The organism is Comamonas sp. FG99 (assembly GCF_057808605.1).
Genome location: NZ_JBMDII010000049.1, coordinates 17,599 through 35,674, shown reverse-complemented (window position 1 = coordinate 35,674; position 18,076 = coordinate 17,599). Strand labels below are relative to the sequence as shown.

At 69.6% G+C, this 18,076-nt stretch carries 15 protein-coding genes; 8 read left to right on the top strand and 7 right to left on the bottom strand.

Features of this window, described 5'->3' with window-relative positions:
• The coding region (gene uvrA / locus ACODRX_RS23180; RefSeq protein WP_488873904.1) for an excinuclease ABC subunit UvrA at window positions 1-1,958 on the bottom strand (1,958 nt) is incomplete at its 3' end.
• Between uvrA and ACODRX_RS23175 the strand changes: the two genes are divergently transcribed.
• The 8 genes from ACODRX_RS23175 to ACODRX_RS23140 all read left to right on the top strand — a co-directional run bounded on the left by ACODRX_RS23175 (window position 1,915) and on the right by ACODRX_RS23140 (window position 12,349).
• Entirely contained in the window at window positions 1,915-2,133 is a 219-nt protein-coding gene (locus ACODRX_RS23175; RefSeq protein ID WP_488873906.1) for a hypothetical protein, read from the top strand. The two genes, uvrA and ACODRX_RS23175, sit on opposite strands and share 44 nt — an antisense overlap.
• 108 nt (window positions 2,134-2,241) lie before the next feature.
• Window positions 2,242-6,576, top strand: a complete 4,335-nt coding sequence (locus ACODRX_RS23170; RefSeq protein WP_488873903.1) for a hypothetical protein — start codon at window positions 2,242-2,244, stop codon at window positions 6,574-6,576.
• Window positions 6,577-6,771: 195 nt separating this feature from the next.
• The gene (locus ACODRX_RS23165) at window positions 6,772-7,944 is read left to right on the top strand and encodes an MFS transporter (protein WP_488873902.1); all 1,173 of its coding nucleotides are present in this window, start codon (window positions 6,772-6,774) and stop codon (window positions 7,942-7,944) included.
• A gap of 85 nt (window positions 7,945-8,029) precedes the next feature.
• Window positions 8,030-9,154 carry an MlaE family ABC transporter permease gene (locus ACODRX_RS23160; RefSeq protein ID WP_488873901.1) on the top strand — a complete coding sequence of 375 codons (1,125 nt, stop codon included), beginning with the start codon at window positions 8,030-8,032 and terminating at the stop codon, window positions 9,152-9,154.
• Window positions 9,155-9,282: 128 nt separating this feature from the next.
• Window positions 9,283-10,110: an ABC transporter ATP-binding protein gene (locus tag ACODRX_RS23155; protein ID WP_488873900.1), complete on the top strand. Its 828-nt coding sequence runs from the start codon at window positions 9,283-9,285 to the stop codon at window positions 10,108-10,110.
• 3 nt (window positions 10,111-10,113) lie between these two features.
• Window positions 10,114-11,088 (top strand): MlaD family protein, encoded by a 975-nt coding sequence (locus ACODRX_RS23150; protein WP_488873899.1) that lies wholly within the window; start codon window positions 10,114-10,116, stop codon window positions 11,086-11,088.
• A complete protein-coding gene (locus ACODRX_RS23145) occupies window positions 11,085-11,732 on the top strand; it encodes an ABC-type transport auxiliary lipoprotein family protein (RefSeq protein ID WP_488873898.1) in 648 nt (215 codons plus the stop codon). Before ACODRX_RS23150 ends, ACODRX_RS23145 begins: the two co-directional genes overlap by 4 nt.
• Before the next feature lie 5 nt (window positions 11,733-11,737).
• Window positions 11,738-12,349, top strand: coding sequence for a hypothetical protein (locus ACODRX_RS23140; protein ID WP_488873897.1), 612 nt, complete (start codon window positions 11,738-11,740; stop codon window positions 12,347-12,349).
• Window positions 12,350-12,444: 95 nt separating this feature from the next.
• Here ACODRX_RS23140 and ACODRX_RS23135 read toward each other — a convergent pair whose 3' ends face one another.
• From ACODRX_RS23135 to ACODRX_RS23110, 6 genes are all read right to left on the bottom strand, one after another.
• Complete coding sequence (locus ACODRX_RS23135) at window positions 12,445-12,633, bottom strand: hypothetical protein (protein WP_488873896.1); 189 nt, start codon at window positions 12,631-12,633, stop codon at window positions 12,445-12,447.
• Between the two features lie 2 nt (window positions 12,634-12,635).
• Window positions 12,636-14,003: a cell envelope integrity protein CreD gene (gene creD, locus ACODRX_RS23130; protein WP_488873895.1), complete on the bottom strand. Its 1,368-nt coding sequence runs from the start codon at window positions 14,001-14,003 to the stop codon at window positions 12,636-12,638.
• 177 nt (window positions 14,004-14,180) lie between these two features.
• On the bottom strand, window positions 14,181-15,632 hold the full coding sequence (creC, locus tag ACODRX_RS23125) for a two-component system sensor histidine kinase CreC (protein WP_488873894.1): 1,452 nt from the start codon (window positions 15,630-15,632) through the stop codon (window positions 14,181-14,183).
• 4 nt (window positions 15,633-15,636) lie between these two features.
• A complete protein-coding gene (gene creB / locus ACODRX_RS23120; protein ID WP_488873893.1) occupies window positions 15,637-16,335 on the bottom strand; it encodes a two-component system response regulator CreB in 699 nt (232 codons plus the stop codon).
• A gap of 9 nt (window positions 16,336-16,344) precedes the next feature.
• Window positions 16,345-17,091, bottom strand: coding sequence for an SDR family oxidoreductase (locus ACODRX_RS23115; protein WP_488873892.1), 747 nt, complete (start codon window positions 17,089-17,091; stop codon window positions 16,345-16,347).
• 33 nt (window positions 17,092-17,124) lie between these two features.
• Window positions 17,125-18,006 (bottom strand): helix-turn-helix transcriptional regulator, encoded by an 882-nt coding sequence (locus ACODRX_RS23110; RefSeq protein WP_488873891.1) that lies wholly within the window; start codon window positions 18,004-18,006, stop codon window positions 17,125-17,127.
• Window positions 18,007-18,076: the final 70 nt, after the last annotated feature.

Sequence of the window (18,076 nt, the reverse complement as noted above, 5' to 3'; positions counted from 1 at the left end):
CTGGCGCCAGCGCCGCCGGCCTGCGCCGGCAGCCAGGGCGTGCGCCGCGCGGGCACCGCGATGCGCTGCTTGCCGCTCAGGTACTGGCCGGTCAGCGATTCGCTGCTGGCGCAGATATCGGCATAGCTGCCCTGGGCCATCACCCGGCCGCCGTGTACGCCGGCGCCGGGGCCCATGTCGATGATCTGGTCGGCGGCGCGCATCATGTCCTCGTCGTGCTCGACCACGATCACGCTGTTGCCGATGTCGCGCAGGTGCTGCAGCGTGGCGATGAGCCGGTCGTTGTCGCGCTGGTGCAGGCCGATGCTGGGCTCGTCCAGTACGTACATCACGCCCGTGAGGCCCGAGCCGATCTGGCTCGCCAGCCGGATGCGCTGGGCCTCGCCGCCGGAGAGCGTCTCGGCGCTGCGCGCCAGGCTGAGATACGTCAGGCCCACGTCGTTGAGGAACTGCAGCCGCGTGCGGATCTCGTGCACCACGCGCGCGGCGATGTCGGCCTTGGCGCCTTGCAGCTGCAGCTGGCTGAACCAGTCGTGCGCCTCGGCGAGCGTGACCCGGCTCACCTCCTGGATGGCGCGGGCCTGCCCGCCCTCGCCCACGCGCACGAACAGCGCCTCGCGGCGCAGGCGCGCGCCGTGGCAGTCGGGGCAGGGCTGCACGCTCTGGTAGCGGGCCAGCTCGTCGCGCACCACGCTCGAATCCGTTTCGCGCCAGCGCCGCCGCATGTTGGGAATGATGCCTTCGAACGGGTGCTTCTTGGTGATGGCCTTGCCCGCGTTCTCGCCGCTGGCCAGCTCGTAGCTGAAGGCGATCTCCTCGTCGCCCGAGCCGTGGAGCACCACCTGGCGCACCCGCTCGGGCAGGCTCTCGAACGGCGCCTCGATGTCGAAGCGGTAGTGCCGGCCCAGGCTCTCCAGCATGGCGAAGTAGTAGCCGTTGCGCCGGTCCCAGCCCTTGATGGCGCCGCTCGCCAGGCTCAGGCTCGGGAAGGCCACCACGCGCTCGACGTCGAACACCTCGTGCACGCCCAGGCCGTCGCAGGCCGGGCAGGCGCCTTGGGGAGAGTTGAACGAGAACAGGCGCGGCTCCAGCTCGGGCAGCGCGTAGCTGCACACCGGGCACGAGAACTTGCTGCTGTACAGGTGCTCGTGCCCCGTGTCCATCTCCAGCGCCAGCACGCGGCCGTTGCCGTCGTGGCCCCCTATGCGCAGTGCGGCTTCTATGCTCTCGGCCAGGCGCTGCTGCAGGCCGGCGCGCACCTTCACCCGGTCGATCACCACGTCGATGTCGTGCTTGTCGTTCTTGGCCAGCGGCGGCAGGCTCTCGTGCTCGTACATCTGGCCATCCACGCGAAAGCGCACATAGCCCTGGGCCTGCATCTGCGCGAACAGCTCGACGAATTCCCCCTTCTTGCCGCGCGCCACCGGCGCCAGCACCATCAGCCGCGTGTCCTCGGGCAGCGCCAGGATGGCGTCCACCATCTGGCTCACGGTCTGCGCGGCCAGCGGCAGGTCGTGCTCGGGGCAGTAGGGCGTGCCGGCGCGGGCGTACAGCAGGCGCAGGTAGTCGTGGATCTCGGTCACCGTGCCCACGGTGGAGCGCGGATTGTGGCTGGTGGCCTTCTGCTCGATGCTGATGGCTGGCGACAGGCCCTCGATCAGGTCCACATCGGGCTTGTCGAGCCGCCCCAGGAACTGGCGCGCATAGGCCGACAGGCTTTCCACGTAGCGGCGCTGCCCCTCGGCATACAAGGTGTCGAACGCCAGGCTGGACTTGCCCGAGCCCGACAGCCCGGTGATCACCACTAGCTGGTGGCGCGGGATGTCGAGATCGATGTTCTTGAGGTTGTGCGTGCGCGCCCCCCGGATGGCGATGCGCTGCGTGCGCAGGACATGGGCCGGGGAATCGCTGTCGATGGAGGAGTTCAAGGTGGGTGCGCCAGAACGAAAACTTTCCATTATCCGGGGTACGGCTGTTTTGCATAGCAACGCGGAAAAGACCATCGGCCCATGCCTCGATATCGATGCAAATTGTCAACAACGCACCAAACAATTCATCAATTCTGAATTTTTAATTGCCTTGATGCATACTTTCTTCAAATTGATAGTATTTGTGAATATTGTTTCAAATTGACATGGCTGCTGGCGCCGGGCATAGCTGCGTCCGCAGGCCAAGCCATCATCGAGGGGCGTTGTGATGTTCTATCCGAATGTGCTGCGACATGTTTATCGGGTGTTGGCCATGGCGGCCCTGTCCGGCGCCGGGCTGGCGTCGGCCGCGCAGGTCGATCTGGTGGTGAACGTGGCCGCCGACAAGGCCAGCTACACCGCCGCCGAGCTGGAAACCTATACCGTGGTGCTGACCAACCGCGGCCCGGCGGCGGCCACCAATGCCAGCTTCAGCCTGAATGTGCCGAGTACCCGATCGTCTGCGGTCGCCTGGAATTCCAACGTGAGCTGCGTGGCCGCGGGCGGGGCGGTATGCCCGGCCTCGTACACCTTGCCCTCGGGCGGCACCACGCTGAGCGGTACGGTGCCTAGCATGCCGGTCAACGGCAAGCTGACCCTGACGGTGCCGGCACCGGGTTCGGTGGCCTCGTACGTGAGCGGCGGCATGAACGTGGTGGCCACGGTGGCGCCGGGGCCGGCGGACACCAATGCCGACACCAGCACCGACACCAGCAACATCTTTGTCTACATTGCGCCGCCCCAGCTGAGCTATGCCACGGCGGTGTCGGGGCCTGCGAACATTGCCGCGCCCGGCAATGCCCAGGCCACCTATACCGTGGTGCTGCAAAACACCGGCGCGGACACCAACGACATCGTGTCGCGCATGACGCTGGCCACCGCACAGGGCACCGGCTCGGCCAGCTCGCTCGGCTACCTGCCGGGCACCAGGTTCAACAGCATCACCTGCACCGGCGCCACGGGCGGCGCCAGCTGCGCCAATGTGGTGGCCACGGTGAATACGCCGGGCCAACCTAGTATTCTCTCGCCGCAGCCGGTGCCCTTGGTCAACCAGGCCGGCTACAACGGCGACCTGAAGCAAAGCATAGGCGCCACCCAGATGCCGGGCGGCAGCAGCCTGACCTTGAGCGTGGTGGTGGATGTGGGAGTGGCGGCCTGCAGCACCAATGGATCTGGCGACAACCGGGTGTTGACGCTGACCTCTGCGCTGGCGCCCATCTCCCCCAACGGCGGTTATGAAAATCCGCCGTCGACGGCGGACAACACCGCGGTGCAGTCCACCACCGTGGGCGCCCAGCTCTGCGGCCAGGGAGACCTGGTATTGAATGGCATCACCCAGTCTTCCGACCAGGCCACCAATGGCGTGGGCCCGAATGCCCCGTTCAGCTACACCGTGACCTACAGCAATGCCTCGGGGGTGACCGCGACGAACGTGCCTTTGAACTTCAGCCTGCTCTGGCCCACCACGGCGGCCAGCCTGAACGCGCCCAGTTGCGCCCCCTCGGGCGCTGCGCAGTGCCCCACGTCCTATAGCCTGACGGGCGGCAGTTCGAGCGCGGTGTCTGCCAGCATGCCGGCCGGCAGCAGCCTGCAGATCACCTACACCGGCACCAGCGGGGCCGACACCACGCAGCAGTGCAAGCCGCTGTATGCCGTGGCGCAGGCTTCCATATTGCCACCCAGCGATTTCCTGGACACCAACTACAACCAGACCAGCCCGGTGTACCGGACCAACCAGAACCGCATGGGCAACAACTCGTACCAGGTGGTCACCCAGGGCAATATCGGCGTGCCATGCACCCCCAGCTTCGATGCCGTGGCCGCCAAGTCGGGCCCTTACCTGGACCTGGCCGCCACCATCCCGGCCCCGTTGCCGCTCAAGCCCGGCCAGTATGTGTACTTCAAGATTTCGGTCACCAATGCGGCGCCGGGCTTGCCATTCACCGACTATGCGATCGGCGACAGCGTCGACAACTTCAACCCGAACTCGACGGCCTATGACCGGACTGGCAGCCGAACCAACCGGATCGAGATGACCGCCAAGCCGGGCGATCCCGCCGGCTTGTCCACGCCGCCTGGCTATACCCTCTCCGGCTTTACGCCGCCGCTGGCCGTGGACCCCTTCGACATGGGGGTGCATTGCACCGCGTCCGGCGGTGCCGTCTGCCCCGACTATGTGACGCCCGGCGGCTCCGGCGGCGGTGGTGGCGGCTACTGGCACACCACGGGCTGGAATGCCTATTGGTCGGGTACGAGCAAGCCGCAGTTCCCGGTGGGTGGAACCCTGGAGTTCGTTTCGACCTTCCGGGTGCCGCCGCTGCAGCAGCTATACGCAGCCGGTGGCTGCTATAACGAAGGCCAATTGGTGGATGCGACGAATACCGGCTTCATCGGCGCGGTGAAGGTTGATCCACTGGGCAGCGACCGCATCGCCGCCAATGACAACGCGAAAGTGCCCATGCCGGTCAATCTGCCGGCCTGCAACCAGACCCTGAAAGTCGACAAGACCATCTCGTCTCCCACCGTGCCTGCCTCGGGCCTGCTCGACTTCACCGTGGTGGTGACCAATACCAGCGCCAGCAATCTCGATTTGCCGCGCCTGATCGACGCCAGCTTCGAGCCCTTGGAGCCGGTGATGACCATGACCTGCCAGTCGACCACCGGCGGCGCCGCATGCCCCAGCTTCACGCCGCAGCAAGGCGTCAAGGTGCTGGCCGACGGTAGCACCCGGCCCATCGACGACAGCGACAGTATATTCAACAACCGGCCCAGCTTTGATTTCGTCTGGGGCACGGCCGGCGCGGCCACCATGCCGCCGGGCTCCAGCGTGACCTTCCATGTCACCGCGCAGCATCCGGTGGGCCAGGTGCCGTCGGTGAACTATGCGATTTTCTCTGGCGCCGTGGAATCGGCCAACCCCTACTGGCCAACGGTGCGCTCGACTGCCGGACCGACGGTGGCCACCGCAGGCGCATTGGCCCTCGCCAAGGTGGTGACGCCGGTGCAGGCCATGCCGGGCCAGACCGTCAGCTTCACGGTGGACGCGGTCAACTACGCGGCGGATGCAAGCAACGTGGCATTCAACGACGCGATGGCCGCTGCCATGGCCGCTGCCAACCCGGCGGGCTTTGCCAACCTGGCATGCCGCCCCATCACGGCGGCAGACAATGTGTTCCCGGCCGGCACCACCGTGGTGGCTGCGACCTGCCCCAGCTTTACCAGCACCGCCAGCGGCATCAGCGCGACCATCCCGGTGTTTCCCGCCAACAGCGGCCTGCGCCTGACCTATACGGCAACCGCCCCCACCGCTGCCAGCTCAGTCCCCAATATCGCGCAGCTGCAGCATGCAGCCGGCGTGGTGACCGAGGGCGATGCGAACAGCCAGGTGAACTACTCCGTGCCGATGACGGTGCTGCTGAGCGGCAATGTCTTCAACGACGTCAACGGCAACCAGGTCAAGGACGGCAGCGAATCGTCCACGCCCCTGCCCGCCGGGCTGCAGGCGGTCATTACCGACAGCGGCGGCGCGACCGTGGCCACCGTCGCCATCGACGCCAACGGCAACTACAGCGCGCCAGTGCCGATCAACGGCCGCTACACGGTGACGGTGACACCCCCGGCGCAATGGCTGGCCACCGGCGAGAACCTGGCGGGCGTGCCCGATGGCGCGGCCAACAGCCAGCAGACCGTGGATGTGGGCGTGGTGGACCGGCCGGGCGTCAACTTCGGCATGGAGCAGCCCCCGGTGGCGGGCCACGCGCTGTATCCGAGCCAAAGCAATCCGGGCGGCACGGCCACTGTGCCGGTGGATGCGGGCGCCTTCACCGGCAGCCTGCCCAGCGGCGTGACCGGCACCAATGCGAGCGATCCGGCCCCTGGCGCGGTGACCAGCGTCACCATTCCCAGCTTCCCCAGCAATGCCACCAGCATCAAGGTCAACGGGGTGACCTATACCTCGGCGAACTTCCCGGCCAACGGAGTCACCGTGACCGTGGCCCAGCTGGCGGGCATGGCGGTGGACCCGGTGGACGGCGCCGTGTCGGTGGTGATCCCCTACACGGTGGCCGACGCGGCGGGCAAGGCCTCGGGTGCGGGCAGCGTCACCATTCCGCTGGCGCTGGGCCCGGATGTCAGCACCACCACCACCGTGGTGAACAACAACAACGGCACGGCCACCTTCACCGTGGTCACCAGCAACGCGCCGGCAATGGGCCCCGCGACCAACACCGTGACCACGCTGCAGCTGCCGCCGGGCCTGAGCGGCGTGGTGGTCGGCGGCGGGGGCAGCTACGACCCGGCCACCGGCCTGGTGACCTGGCCGGCCATCACGCTGGCGCCGGGCGCCGCCAATCCTGCGCCGCAGACCGTCACCATCCCCTATGTCAAGGGAAACACGGTGCGGGGCGATGCGATGGTCACGACCACCGGCGAAGCCAGCACGCTGCTGGCCAACAACCCCAGCCATGCGGTGCTTGCCAGCGTGGTGCCGCCGGCAGTGCCGGTGCCCGCCCTGGGTGCGGGAGGTCTGGCCATGCTGATGGCGCTGATGCTGCTGGGCGGCTGGCTGCATTCGCGGCAGCTGCGCGCGCGATCGCGCCGCGATGCCTGACGGCGCGCCCCGTGCCGGCCGTGCGTCCCCAGTTTGGAGCACGGACTTTGGAGGACTTGCCGCCCGCGCCGCGTTCGGGGCGGGCCAATGGGCGAGAATGGCGGGATTGCTTGCCCCACAGTAAAGCCCGTGCTCGATTCCCACGCTTCCGCCACTGGCGCCGCCGCGCCCTCTGCCTCGCCGGCAACCAGCCGCATGTCCCCGCAAGAGCGCCGCTCCAGCGCCAGCCTGGCATTGATCTTCGCGCTGCGCATGCTCGGCCTGTTCCTGGTGCTGCCGGTGTTCGCGCTGGAGGCGCGCAAATACCCCGGCGGCGACGATCCGGCCCTGGTGGGGCTGGCCATGGGCATCTACGGGCTCACGCAGGCGCTGTGCCAGCTGCCGCTGGGCCTGGCCTCCGACCGGCTCGGGCGCAAGAAGGTGATCGTGGCCGGGCTGCTGGTGTTTGCCGCCGGCAGCCTGATCGCGGCGCTGGCGGGCAGCCTGCAGCAGCTGCTGCTCGGGCGGGCGCTGCAGGGGGCCGGGGCGGTCTCGGCGGCGGTGACTGCGCTGCTGGCCGATCAGACGCGTGATGCGGTGCGCACCAAGGCCATGGCGCTGGTGGGCGGCAGCATCGGGCTGATGTTCGCGCTGGCGCTGGTGGCCAGCCCCTGGCTGGCGGCGCGCATCGGCCTGGCCGGCCTGTTCGGGCTGACCTGCGCGCTGGCGCTGGCGGGCATTGCGGTGGTGCTGTGGGTGGTGCCGCCCGAGCCGGCGCAGCATGCGCACGCGCCGCGCGGGCGCATGCGCGACCTGCTGGGCCATGCCGATCTGCTGCGCCTGAACGCAGGCGTGTTCGTGCTGCACACGGTGCAGATGTCCATGTGGGTGGCGGTGCCGGCCATGCTGGTGCAGGCCGGCCTGCCCAAGGCCGAGCACTGGCATGTCTACTTGCCGGCGGTGGTGCTGTCGTTCGTGATGATGGGCGGTCTGTTCGCGCTGGAGCGCCGCGGCCGGCTGCGCGCGGCGCTGCTGACGGCCATCGCGCTGGTGCTGGTGGTGCAGCTCGGGCTGGGGACGGTGGCCGTCTCGGGCGCGGCGGTGCAGCTGTGGTGGATGGGGGCCTTGATGTTCATCTTCTTCTGCGGCTTCAACGCGCTGGAGGCCAGCCAGCCCAGCCTGGTGTCGCGCATGGCGCCGGCGCCGCTGCGCGGCGCTGCGCTGGGGGCCTACAACACGCTGCAGTCGCTGGGCCTGTTCGCCGGCGGCGCCCTGGGCGGGCTGCTGGCCAAATGGGGTGGGCCGCAGGTGCTGTTCGCCGCCACCGCGGCGCTCAGCGCGCTGTGGCTGCTGCTGAGCTGGCCGCTGCGGCCCGTGGCGCGGGCCTGAGCAGGCCTTGTAGGCGCAGGGCGATGCATGCAATTCATGGGGTAAGAGCAAGGTATAGTGCTCCGTGTCAAATCTCCGATACCCCATGGCAGCAAACCCTCCCCGCATCGCCGACACGCAGGATGGCTCCGGCCGCTGGGCGCAGCTGCGCGGGCGCTGGGGCGCTGCCGAGCTGGGGGACCGCCAGGACTGGCGGGCACTGAAGGCGCAGCTGGCCCCGACCGCCGGCCAGGCCGACCTGGGCTGGGACCTGCGCGAGGCCGACTGGCTCGACCATGTGGGCGCGCAGCTGCTGTGGGAGCACTGGGGGCGCCAGTGGCCGGCCCGGCTGGCCACGCAGGAGATGCAGCGCCAGATGCTGGAACGCGTGGCGGCGCTGACCATGCCGTGCCCGCCCGAGCGCAAGCTCAACTGGCTGGGCTGGCTGATCCAGCTGGGCAGCGTGCTGCTGGCGGTGCTGCGCCACGCGCGCGCCACGATCGAGCTGGTCGGGCAGTTGATGCTGGATTGCCTGCGCCTCTTGAAGAGCCCGGCCAGCGGGCCTTGGCGCGACGTGTCGGGGCATTTGTATTCGATGGGCGCGACCGCGCTGCCGATCACCGCGCTGGTGGGCTTTCTGATCGGCGTGGTGCTGGCCTACCTGATGTCGCTGCAGCTGCGGCAGTTCGGCGCCGAGGCCTTCATCGTCAACATCCTGGGCCTGTCGCTGGTGCGCGAGCTGGGGCCGTTGCTGGCGGCCATCCTGGTGGCGGGGCGCTCGGGCTCGGCCATCACCGCGCAGATCGGCGTGATGCGGGTCAATGAAGAGCTGGACGCGATGCAGGTGATGGGCATCTCCAGCGGCTTTCGGCTGGTGATGCCACGCGCGCTGGCGCTGGCCTTCGCGATGCCGCTGGTGGCGGTCTGGACCACGGTCTGCGCGCTGGTTGGCGGCATGCTGGCGGCCAACCTGGCGATGGGCGTGGCGCCCGCGTATTTCATCCAGGCCATGCCGGGCGCGGTGTCCATCGCCAACCTGTACCTGGCGATGGCCAAGTCGGTTGCCTTTGGCGTGGCGATCGCGCTGATCGCCTGCCACTGGGGGCTGGAGGTGGAGCCCAATACCCAGAGCCTGGGCGCCGGCACCACCGCCTCGGTGGTGACCTCGATCACCGCGGTGATCGTGTTGGACGCGATTTTTGCCATTGCCTTCCGCAGCGTGGGATTCTGAGACATGGTGCACCCCCTGAGTCGCTTCGCGCCTTCCCCCTCCGGCGGGACGACGCCCTTGCTGCGGGGCGGCCCTTGCTCGGCGTCCCGCCGATGGGCCGCGCTAGTACCTTGGACCATAGGCAGAGCATGGCACTGGGGAGGACAGAGATGAACGCCGTGCCGGCCTCCAGGGAGCCCGTCGTCGAGATCCGCAAGCTGTGGACCGTGTTCGGCTCGGGCGACAAGGCGTTTTCCATCCACCAGGACCTGGACCTGACGGTCTACCGCGGCGAGATCCTGACGCTGGTGGGCGGCTCGGGCACCGGCAAGTCGGTGCTGCTGCGCCAGATGCTGGGGCTGCTCACGCCGGCCAAGGGCGAGGTGCGGGTGTTGGGCCGGCCGCTGGCCGAGATCGCCCGCGCGGGCGCGGCCACGCAGATCGGCATGCTGTTCCAGCAGGGCGCGCTGTTCTCGGCCTTCAACGTGCTCGAGAACATCGCTTTCCCGCTGCGCGAGCAGGGCACGCTGCCCAAGGACGTGGTGCGCGACGCGGCCATGGTCAAGCTGCAGATGGTGGGCCTCAAGCCCGAGCATGCGACGCGCATGCCCTCCGACCTGTCGGGCGGCATGATCAAACGGGTGGCGCTGGCGCGCTCGCTCATCATGGACCCGCCGCTGCTGCTGCTGGACGAGCCGACCGCCGGGCTGGACCCGAACAGCTCCGACGAATTCTGCGAACTGCTCAGTAATCTGCACCAGGAACTGGGCCTGACCGTGGTGATGGTGACGCACGACCTGGACACGCTGTACGCACTGTCCACGCGCGTGGCGGTGCTGGCCGACAAGCGCGTGATCGTGAGCGCCCCGCCGCGCGAGGTGGTGCAGTTCGAGCACCCTTTCATCCAGCATTTTTTCCTGGGCGAGCGGGGGCGGCGCGCGCTGGCGCCGGTGCCGGTTGCTGCGCAAGGGGGATAACTTATGGAAAACAAATCGCATGCATTGGCCGCCGGCCTGTTCGTCGTCTTCCTGACGGCGCTGGTGATCGGCCTGTCCATGTGGATGGGCCGCGACAACACCAAGTACGACTACTACGAGATGTCCACCCGCGCCAGCATCAGCGGCCTGCAGGAGCAGGCGGCGGTGCGCTACAAGGGCGTGGCGGTGGGGCGCGTCACCCGCATCGGCTTCGATCCCAAGAAGGACGGCAACGTGCTCATCCGCATCGCGGTCAACGAGCATGCGCCGCTGTCGCAGACCACCTACGCCATGCTCGGCTACCAGGGCGTGACCGGGCTGGCCCACATCCAGCTCGACGACGACGAAACCCCCGGCATGCCGCTGCCGCCCAGCGAGGACGGCACGCCGCGCCTGGCGCTGCGCCCCTCGCCTTTCGGCCAGATCGCCGAGCAGGGCCCGGTGATCATGCAGCAGGTGGAAGATGCCACGCGCCGCGTCAACCAGCTGCTGGGCGACGAGAACCAGCGCGAGATCACCGCCGCGCTGCACAGCGTGGGCGAGGCCGCCCGCAGCATGCAGGCGCTCAGCGCCCGTTTGCAGGCCACGGTGGACACCAAGCTCGACCCGGCGCTGGCCGCGCTGCCCGCGGTGGCGCAGGACGCGCGCAAGACCCTGCTTGCGGTGCAAAAGACCAGCGAAGACGTGGGCAAGGCGGTGGGCAGCCTGTCCGCCCAGGGCGGGCCGGTGCAGCAGATGGGCACCGCGGTGCAGAGCGTCAGCGATGCGGCCGACGCCTTTGGCCGCGGCACCGTGCCCACGATGAACCGCGCCCTGAACGACATGGGCAGCGCCGCCCGCCGCCTGGGCGGCATGGCCGATTCGCTGCAGAGCAACCCGCAATCGCTGCTGTATGGCACCGGCGGCCTGCAGCCAGGCCCGGGCGAGCCCGGCTTCGTGCCGCCGCAGCCGGCCATCGCCCCAGGAGCCAAGCCATGAAGAAACTGTTACTCCCCCTCGCCGCGGCCGCGCTGGCCGCCTGCTCCGCGCTGCCGCAGCCGCCGGCGCAGCAGGCGCTGTACGACTTTGGCCCGCGCTCCCGCCAGGAGCCGGCCCAGGTCGACCCCGCGCGCGCCGCCCCCAAGGTGCAGGCGCCGCTGGTGCTGGCCGGCATCAAGACCTCGGGCCTGCCCGATGGCGGCACGCCCATCTTCTACCGCCTGGCCTATGCCGATGCGCTGCAGCTCAAGCCCTATTCGCAGGCGCGCTGGGCGCGGCCCGCGGCCCAGCTCATCCAGCAAAGCCTGCTGTCGCGGCTGAGCGAGGGCCGTGCGGTGCTGGAGAGCCGCGACGGCGCGGTGCAGGCGCTGTCCACCGGCGTCAATCCGGCGATGCTGCGGCTGGATGTGGAAGAGTTCAGCCAGGTCTTCAGCGACGCCGCCACCAGCCAGGGCGTGCTGCGCCTGCGCGCCACGCTCACCGAGATCACGCCCCGGGGCGAGAAATGGCTGAACCAGGGCGTGTTCACCGTGCAGCGCCCCGCGCCCACGCCCGATGCCGCGGGCGGCACCCAGGCGCTGGTGGCCGCTACCGAAGAGGCCGGGCGGCAGCTTGACGGCTGGCTGCAGCAGCTGGGCCGCTGAACCCCATGCGCCGCAAGCGCCCCGCATGGCCGCGCTGGCTGGTGCTGGCCGGATTGCTGGCCCTGGCCGCCGTGGCGGTGGCCCTGATGGCCGACGCGCCGACGCGGGCCGAGCGCAAGCGCATCGATGCCCAGCTGGCGCAGGCGCTGCAGCGCTGCCAGGCCCTGGCCGAGGCGCCGGCCCACCTGTGCCGGCTGCAGGCCGAGGGGCAGCGGAAAATCGCGGTCGCCGAGCTGGATGCCCGCCACCATCCCAGCGCCAACAACCGCTACCAGGCCGCCGCGGCGCGGGCAGACCTGGACTACGAGTTGGCGCTGCTGCGCTGCAAGCAGCAGGCCGAGGCGGCGGGCCGCCACCCCGAGCGCGCCAAGGCGCTGGCCCAATGCAAGGAACAGGCCGGGGCGCTGCACCGGCGCGCGCTGCACCAGGCCCAGAAAGCGGCGGCGCAATCGGCCTCGCTGGCCGAGCCGCCCAAGGGGCGGGTGCAGCGCGAGCGCGAAGAGGCGCCGGAAACCGCGCTGCGCAAGTGCGACAGCCTGTTCGGCGAGGCCAACCTGCAATGCATGCGCGAGCTGCCGCCGGAGGTGGCCAGGCGCAAGGAAAGCGCGGCGCCTTGAGTGGCGATTGAGTGGCGATTGAGCGGTGGTTGGCAGGCGTGCGTTGAGCGTTTGGCGTGCAGGCCCGGTGTGCGGCTGCTCAACGCTCAACACCCCTAAAACCGGCTGCGCCGCAGCACCAGCGCGCAGCGCAGCACCAGCCAGCGCTGGCGTTCCTCGCGGCTGGCGCGGCTGGCCTGCAGCTGGCCGGTGATGTGGGCGCGCAGCGCCCGCAGGGCGCCGCGGTCGCGGGCCTGCTCGGCCCGCTGCCAGGCCTGGCGCAGGGCGGCGGTACTCGGCTGCATGCTCATGCTCCCGGCTTGCCGAAGGCATACCAGTCGACCTTGCGCGTGGCGACCATCACGATGGCCAGCACCGCGAACAGCGCGACCGAGCCGACCACCAGCGCGGTCTGCTCCAGCTGCAGCAGCACGAACAGCAAGCCATAGAGCAGCGCGATCCAGCCGGCGAACGGCAGGCCGCGCCGGGCGCTGCCCAGGATGTGGCTGGCATAGAAGGCCAGCAGCAGCACGCAGGCGCCGGCGGCCACGCCATAGGCCGGGCTGAAGCCGATGTGCTCGGACAGGCCGATCAGCAGCAGGAAGAAGCTGCACAGCGCCGAGCCCACCAGCAGGTACTGCACCGGGTGCACGCGCAGCTGCTTGAGCACCTCGAACATGGCCACGGCAACAAAGGTCAGCACGATGAACAGCAGACCGTACTTGGTGGCGCGGTCGCTGAGCGCATAGGGGTTCACCGGGTCGACGAAGGTGGTGCTGAACGATTCGAGGCAGCGTTGCTCGGCCGTGGCATGGTCGCCATATTCGCTCCCGGCGCCGTCGCCGTAGCACAGCGGCTTGCCGTCGGCAAAGCCTTGCTGCGCGGACGAGGCCAGCGCCGACAGGCTCCAGCGGGCGCTGAAGCCGTCGCCGCTCACGCTGCGCTGCGACGGCAGGAAGCTGCCGCCGAACGAGGGGTGCGGCCAGTTGCCGGCGAGGCTGAGCTGGTTGCTGTCGGCCAGCGGCACGAAGGCCAGGCGCTCGGTGCCGAGCAGCTCCAGCGTCAGCGCCACCTGCAGCGGCGCCTTCAGCAGCGCGGGCGGCAGCTCGGCGCTCAGGCCCTGGGGGTAGCTGGGGTGGCGGGTGCCGGGCTGCAGCGCGATGGTGCTGCCGTTGATTTGCAGGCTGGCATCGCGGATGCCGCGCGGATCGCTCAGCGCCAGCATCAGCCGGGGTGCCTCGCAGCTCACCTGGGCCTTGGGCATGCGGCCGGCCGGGGGCTGCAGCAGCTCGGGCAGCGCGGCAAAGCGCGCCTCGATGCGGTTGCCGAGCACATAGGTGCTGAGCTTGTGCAGTCCGCGGCTGCGCTGATCCATCTGCAGCTCGGCGCTTTGCTCCAGCGTGCCGGGCATGGCGTAGCGGCGCAAGACGCGGGTGGAGGCCTCGGGCTTCTTGTCGGCGTTGGTGGAGGTCCAGCTCTCGGTGCAGCGTTGCACCACCACCGGCCCCATCAGGGTCTGCGGGCCGGCCAGGCTGCCGACGATGCCCTGCACCGCGTTGTCGCGGTTGCGGATGCGGTCGCGCACCACGTCTTGCACCATGGACAGCCCTAGCATCAGCAGCACGAAGGTGAGCAGCAGCGCGGCGGCTTTCACCAGGAATCGGTTTTTGAACATCTTGCTTTCTCGGAGGAAGTGGTGCGCCGAGTCTGCGAGAGGTGGGTGTGGCGGGGATGAAGTGGGTGAAGCGGGGGTGAAGTCGATAGTCTAAAAAGATAGCTGTTTTCGTATATGTGGAAATGAATTCAAATATCTTTTGCATTGAAAGCATGGCGTAGCAGGCGCAGGTAGCTATCAATTTGGTGGAGCATGCTCGCCAAACTCCAGCTCCACCCGCAAGCCCGGCCTTGCATTGCCCGCCCGCATGCTGCCGCCGTGCAGCTGCATGATGCGCTGCACGATCGACAGCCCCAGCCCCGTGCCGCTGCGCTCGCCATCGGGCCGGGGCGTGGTGAAGAAGCGCTCGCCCAGCCGCGCCAGCAGCGCCTCGGGCACGCCGGGGCCGGCGTCCTGCACCGCCACGCGGTGCGGGCCGACTTCGACGCTCACGGTGCTGCCGGCGGGCGCGAAGTCGATGGCGTTTTGCAGCAGGTTGCTGATGGCGAGCAGCACCAGCTCGTGCTCCCACGGCCCGGTGCTGGCGCCGCCCTGCAGCGCGAGCCGGATGCCGCGCTGCTGCGCCGCCGGCGTGAGCTGGGCGACTGCGTCCCGCGCGCAGGCCAGCAGCTCGCAGTGCGCCGCGGCCTGCAGGTGCTGGCGCTGCTCCAGCTGGCTCAGGCGCAGCAGCTGCTCCACCAGGTTCTGCAGCCGCTCGCTTTGCTGCACCACCTGCTGGGCGAAGAGTTGGCGGTCGGCATCGGGCAGCGGCTCCTGCAGCAGCTCGCCCGCGCCGCGGATGGCGGCCACCGGGCTCTTGAGCTCGTGCGTGAGTGCGCGCACATACTCCTCGATGTAGTCGCGCCCTTCGAGCCGCACGCGCATGTGCTCCATCGCCCGGGCCAGCTCGCCCAGCTCGCCGGGCACCCGGGGCACGGGCGGCGGCGCGTGGCCGGCCGCGCCCTGCAGCGCGGGCGCCTGCACATGCTGGGCATAGTCGCGCAGGCGGCGCACGTTGCGCACCAGCCAGAAGGTGACGGCCAGGCCCACGGCGGCCGACAGCAGCAGGAACAGCAGGCCGCCGCGCAGCATCTTGCGCTCGGCGCCGTCGATGATGCGCTGCACCGAGCTGGCCGGCTTGGACGCGGTGAGCACGCCAGCGATCCGCCCGTCCACCAGGATGGGCGCGGACACGTACATCACGCTGCTGGCCTCGTCCTCGGCCACCGCGCGTGTGGTGCGCGCGCCGTACTCGCCGCGCAGCGTGCGCCGCACGTCGCGCCATTGCGAGTAGTCGGCGCCGGTGTCGATGTGCCGGGAGTCGAACAGCACGCGGCCGTGCGCATCGGCGACGGTGACGCGCAGCTCCAGACTGGTCTTGCGCGTATCCCAGATCCAGACCTGGATGGGCTGGCGGGCATAGGCGTCGACCGCCTGGGCGAAGCGGCTGGCGCCGCCGCCGGCCAGGGCGCCGCTGGCGAGCTCGTCGCTGGCCAGCGCGGCGAGCAGGTAGGCGGTCTCCACCAGCGTGTCCTCGGTCACCTTGCGCACGCTGGGCTTGACCTCGACCATGAACACGCGCAGCACGAAGAACGCGGCCAGGCCGTTGATCAGGAAGAAGGCGAAGAACAGCCGCAGGCCCAGGCGCATCGCGTCACCCGGCGGTCTGCAGGCTGTAGCCCATGCCGCGGTGTGTGGCGATGAACTCCTGCTGCGGCGCCACCGCGCGCAGCTTGGCGCGCAGGGTCTTGATGTGAGTGTCGACGGTGCGGTCGGTGCTGTCGCTGTCCTGGCCCCAGACATGGTCGAGCAGCCATTCGCGGCTGAGGATGCGGCCCGCGCCGTCGTGCAGGCAGCACAGCAGCTGGTATTCGCGCCGCGTCAGCTCCAGCAGCCGGCCCCGCAGGCGCACGCGCTGGCCGGCGGCGTCGATCTCGAAGGCGCAGGCCGCCGGTGCCGCGGCGGGCTGCGAAAACCGCTGCGAGCGCCGCAGCAGCGCCTTGGTGCGCGCCACCAGCTCGCGCGGGCTGAAGGGCTTGGTGAGGTAGTCGTCGGCGCCCAGCTCCAGGCCGAGCACGCGGTCCATCTCCTCGCCGCGCGCGCTCAGCACCAAGAGCGGCACGGCGCTGCCGGCCGCGCGCAGCTCGCGGCACCAGTCCAGCCCGTTGCCGTCGGGCAGGCCCACGTCCAGCAGCAGCGCATCGTAGGCCGCGGCCTGCCACTGGCGCCGGGCATCGGCCAGCTGCAGGCAGTGCGTCACGAGGATGCCGTCGCGCGACAGCGCATAGCTCACGGTGCGGGCGATGGCAGGGTCGTCCTCGACCAGCAGCAGATGGGGCAGGGCGGCTTGCATGAGCTTGGCTCAGCGGCCGCCCGAGCAATCGATGATCGCGGCGGTGGAGTAGCTGCTGTGGTCCGACATCAGCCAGTAGATGGCCTCGGCCACCTCCTGCGCGCTGCCGCCGCGCTGCAGCGGCAGCGTGGCCGCGAGGCGCGCCACGCGGTCGGGCTGGCCGCCGCTGGCATGGATGTCGGTTTCGATCAGCCCCGGCCGCACGGCGTTGACGCGAATGCCCTGCGGGCCCACTTCGTGCGCCAGGCCCAGCGTCATCACGTCGATCGCGCCCTTGGCCGCCGCATAGTCCACATACTGGTGGGCGGCGCCCAGGCGCGCGGCCGAACTCGACACGTTGACGATGCTGCCGCCCCGCCCGCCCTCGGTGGTGCTCATGCGGCGCACCGCCTCGCGCGCACACAGAAAGCTGCCCATCACATTGATGTCGAACATGCGCCGCCAGCGCGCCAGGTCCATGTCCTGCAGGCGCTGGGCGCGGTCGACCACGCCGGCGTTGTTGACCAGCGCGCGCAGGCGCCCGAGCTCGGCGTCGACGCGCGCGAACATGGCCAGCACCTGCGTCTCGTCGGCGACATCGGCCTGCACTGCGATGGCGCGCTGGCCCAGGGCCTGCACGGCCTGCACCACCTCGCCGGCGGCGTCTTCGTTGGCGCTGTAATTCACCGCGACATCCCAGCCGTGGCGGGCTGCGAGCAGGGCGGTGGCGGCGCCGATGCCGCGGCTGGCACCGGTGATGAGAACGATAGGGGTCATGGTGATCCAGGGTCGATGGAGGCCCTATCTTATTCAAGGCGCGGGCAGCGTGGCCAGCCGCTCCAGCGCTCGGGCATCGGCATCGTCCACGGGCTGATAGATCACCATGCGCATGCCGCTGCGCGGCGCAGACCACCAATAGGTCTGGCGCAGGCGAATCAGGCCGAGCGTGGGGTGGTCGAAAGTCTTCTCGTGGTTCTCGGGGCTTCGCACCTGGTAGCGCTCCCAGGCGTTGCGAAAGGCAGGCGAATGCGCGAGAAAGTAGTCCAGCCGCCCGGCGATGGCGGGGTCGCCGCTTTGCTGGGTGGATGCCGCCCGCAGCATGGCCACCATCCGCTCGGTCGCCAGCGGCTCGTGGCGAACCACGCGCTGCCATTGGGCATTGAACAGGTTCATGTACAGACAGTTGCGCTGCAAGGCCGGCAGGCGCTGCAGCGAAACCCCCATCAAGCGCTCGTAGGCCGAGTTGGCCGCCAGGATGTCGAAGGCCGCGTTCTGCAGCTGCGCGGGGTAGGGCAGCAGCTTGTCCAGCAACTGCGTGTGCAGGCAGGTCTGCCCTTCTGCGGGAGCCTGGGGCGGCTGCTCCAGCTTGATGCCCGCCAGGGCCAGCAGATGGCGCAGTTCATCGTCGTTGCATTGCAGCGCCTGCGCGATCGATTCGATCGCCTGGCGCGAAGGCTGCACCTCGCGGCCCTGCTCCAGCTTGGTGTACCAGGTCACGCCTATGCCGGCGAGCTGGGCGACTTCTTCGCGCCGCAGGCCCGGCGTGCGCACCCGTCCATGCCGTGCCAGCCCCATCGCGGCGGCGGCCAGGCTCTCGCGGCGCGCGCGCAGAAAGCGCCCCAGTTCCTGCGACGGAGTGGAGTCCGCATGGGGGGGCGGGACATTGGCGGCAAGTGATGCAGGCGTTGTCATGGCACGGTACCGTGAGGGCTGAGTGGGTATGGTGCAGTGCAGTATAGACTTTTCAAGCCTAGGCTAAGCA

Coding starts and splice junctions, on each gene's coding strand:
- ACODRX_RS23175 (WP_488873906.1), top strand. CDS start 1,915: ATGGAGGAGTTCAAGGTGGGTGCGCCAGAACGAAAACTTTCCATTATC.
- ACODRX_RS23170 (WP_488873903.1), top strand. CDS start 2,242: ATGGCGGCCCTGTCCGGCGCCGGGCTGGCGTCGGCCGCGCAGGTCGAT.
- ACODRX_RS23165 (WP_488873902.1), top strand. CDS start 6,772: ATGTCCCCGCAAGAGCGCCGCTCCAGCGCCAGCCTGGCATTGATCTTC.
- ACODRX_RS23160 (WP_488873901.1), top strand. CDS start 8,030: ATGGCAGCAAACCCTCCCCGCATCGCCGACACGCAGGATGGCTCCGGC.
- ACODRX_RS23155 (WP_488873900.1), top strand. CDS start 9,283: ATGGCACTGGGGAGGACAGAGATGAACGCCGTGCCGGCCTCCAGGGAG.
- ACODRX_RS23150 (WP_488873899.1), top strand. CDS start 10,114: ATGGAAAACAAATCGCATGCATTGGCCGCCGGCCTGTTCGTCGTCTTC.
- ACODRX_RS23145 (WP_488873898.1), top strand. CDS start 11,085: ATGAAGAAACTGTTACTCCCCCTCGCCGCGGCCGCGCTGGCCGCCTGC.
- ACODRX_RS23140 (WP_488873897.1), top strand. CDS start 11,738: ATGCGCCGCAAGCGCCCCGCATGGCCGCGCTGGCTGGTGCTGGCCGGA.
- ACODRX_RS23135 (WP_488873896.1), bottom strand. CDS start 12,633: ATGCAGCCGAGTACCGCCGCCCTGCGCCAGGCCTGGCAGCGGGCCGAG.
- creD (WP_488873895.1), bottom strand. CDS start 14,003: ATGTTCAAAAACCGATTCCTGGTGAAAGCCGCCGCGCTGCTGCTCACC.
- creC (WP_488873894.1), bottom strand. CDS start 15,632: ATGCGCCTGGGCCTGCGGCTGTTCTTCGCCTTCTTCCTGATCAACGGC.
- creB (WP_488873893.1), bottom strand. CDS start 16,335: ATGCAAGCCGCCCTGCCCCATCTGCTGCTGGTCGAGGACGACCCTGCC.
- ACODRX_RS23115 (WP_488873892.1), bottom strand. CDS start 17,091: ATGACCCCTATCGTTCTCATCACCGGTGCCAGCCGCGGCATCGGCGCC.
- ACODRX_RS23110 (WP_488873891.1), bottom strand. CDS start 18,006: ATGACAACGCCTGCATCACTTGCCGCCAATGTCCCGCCCCCCCATGCG.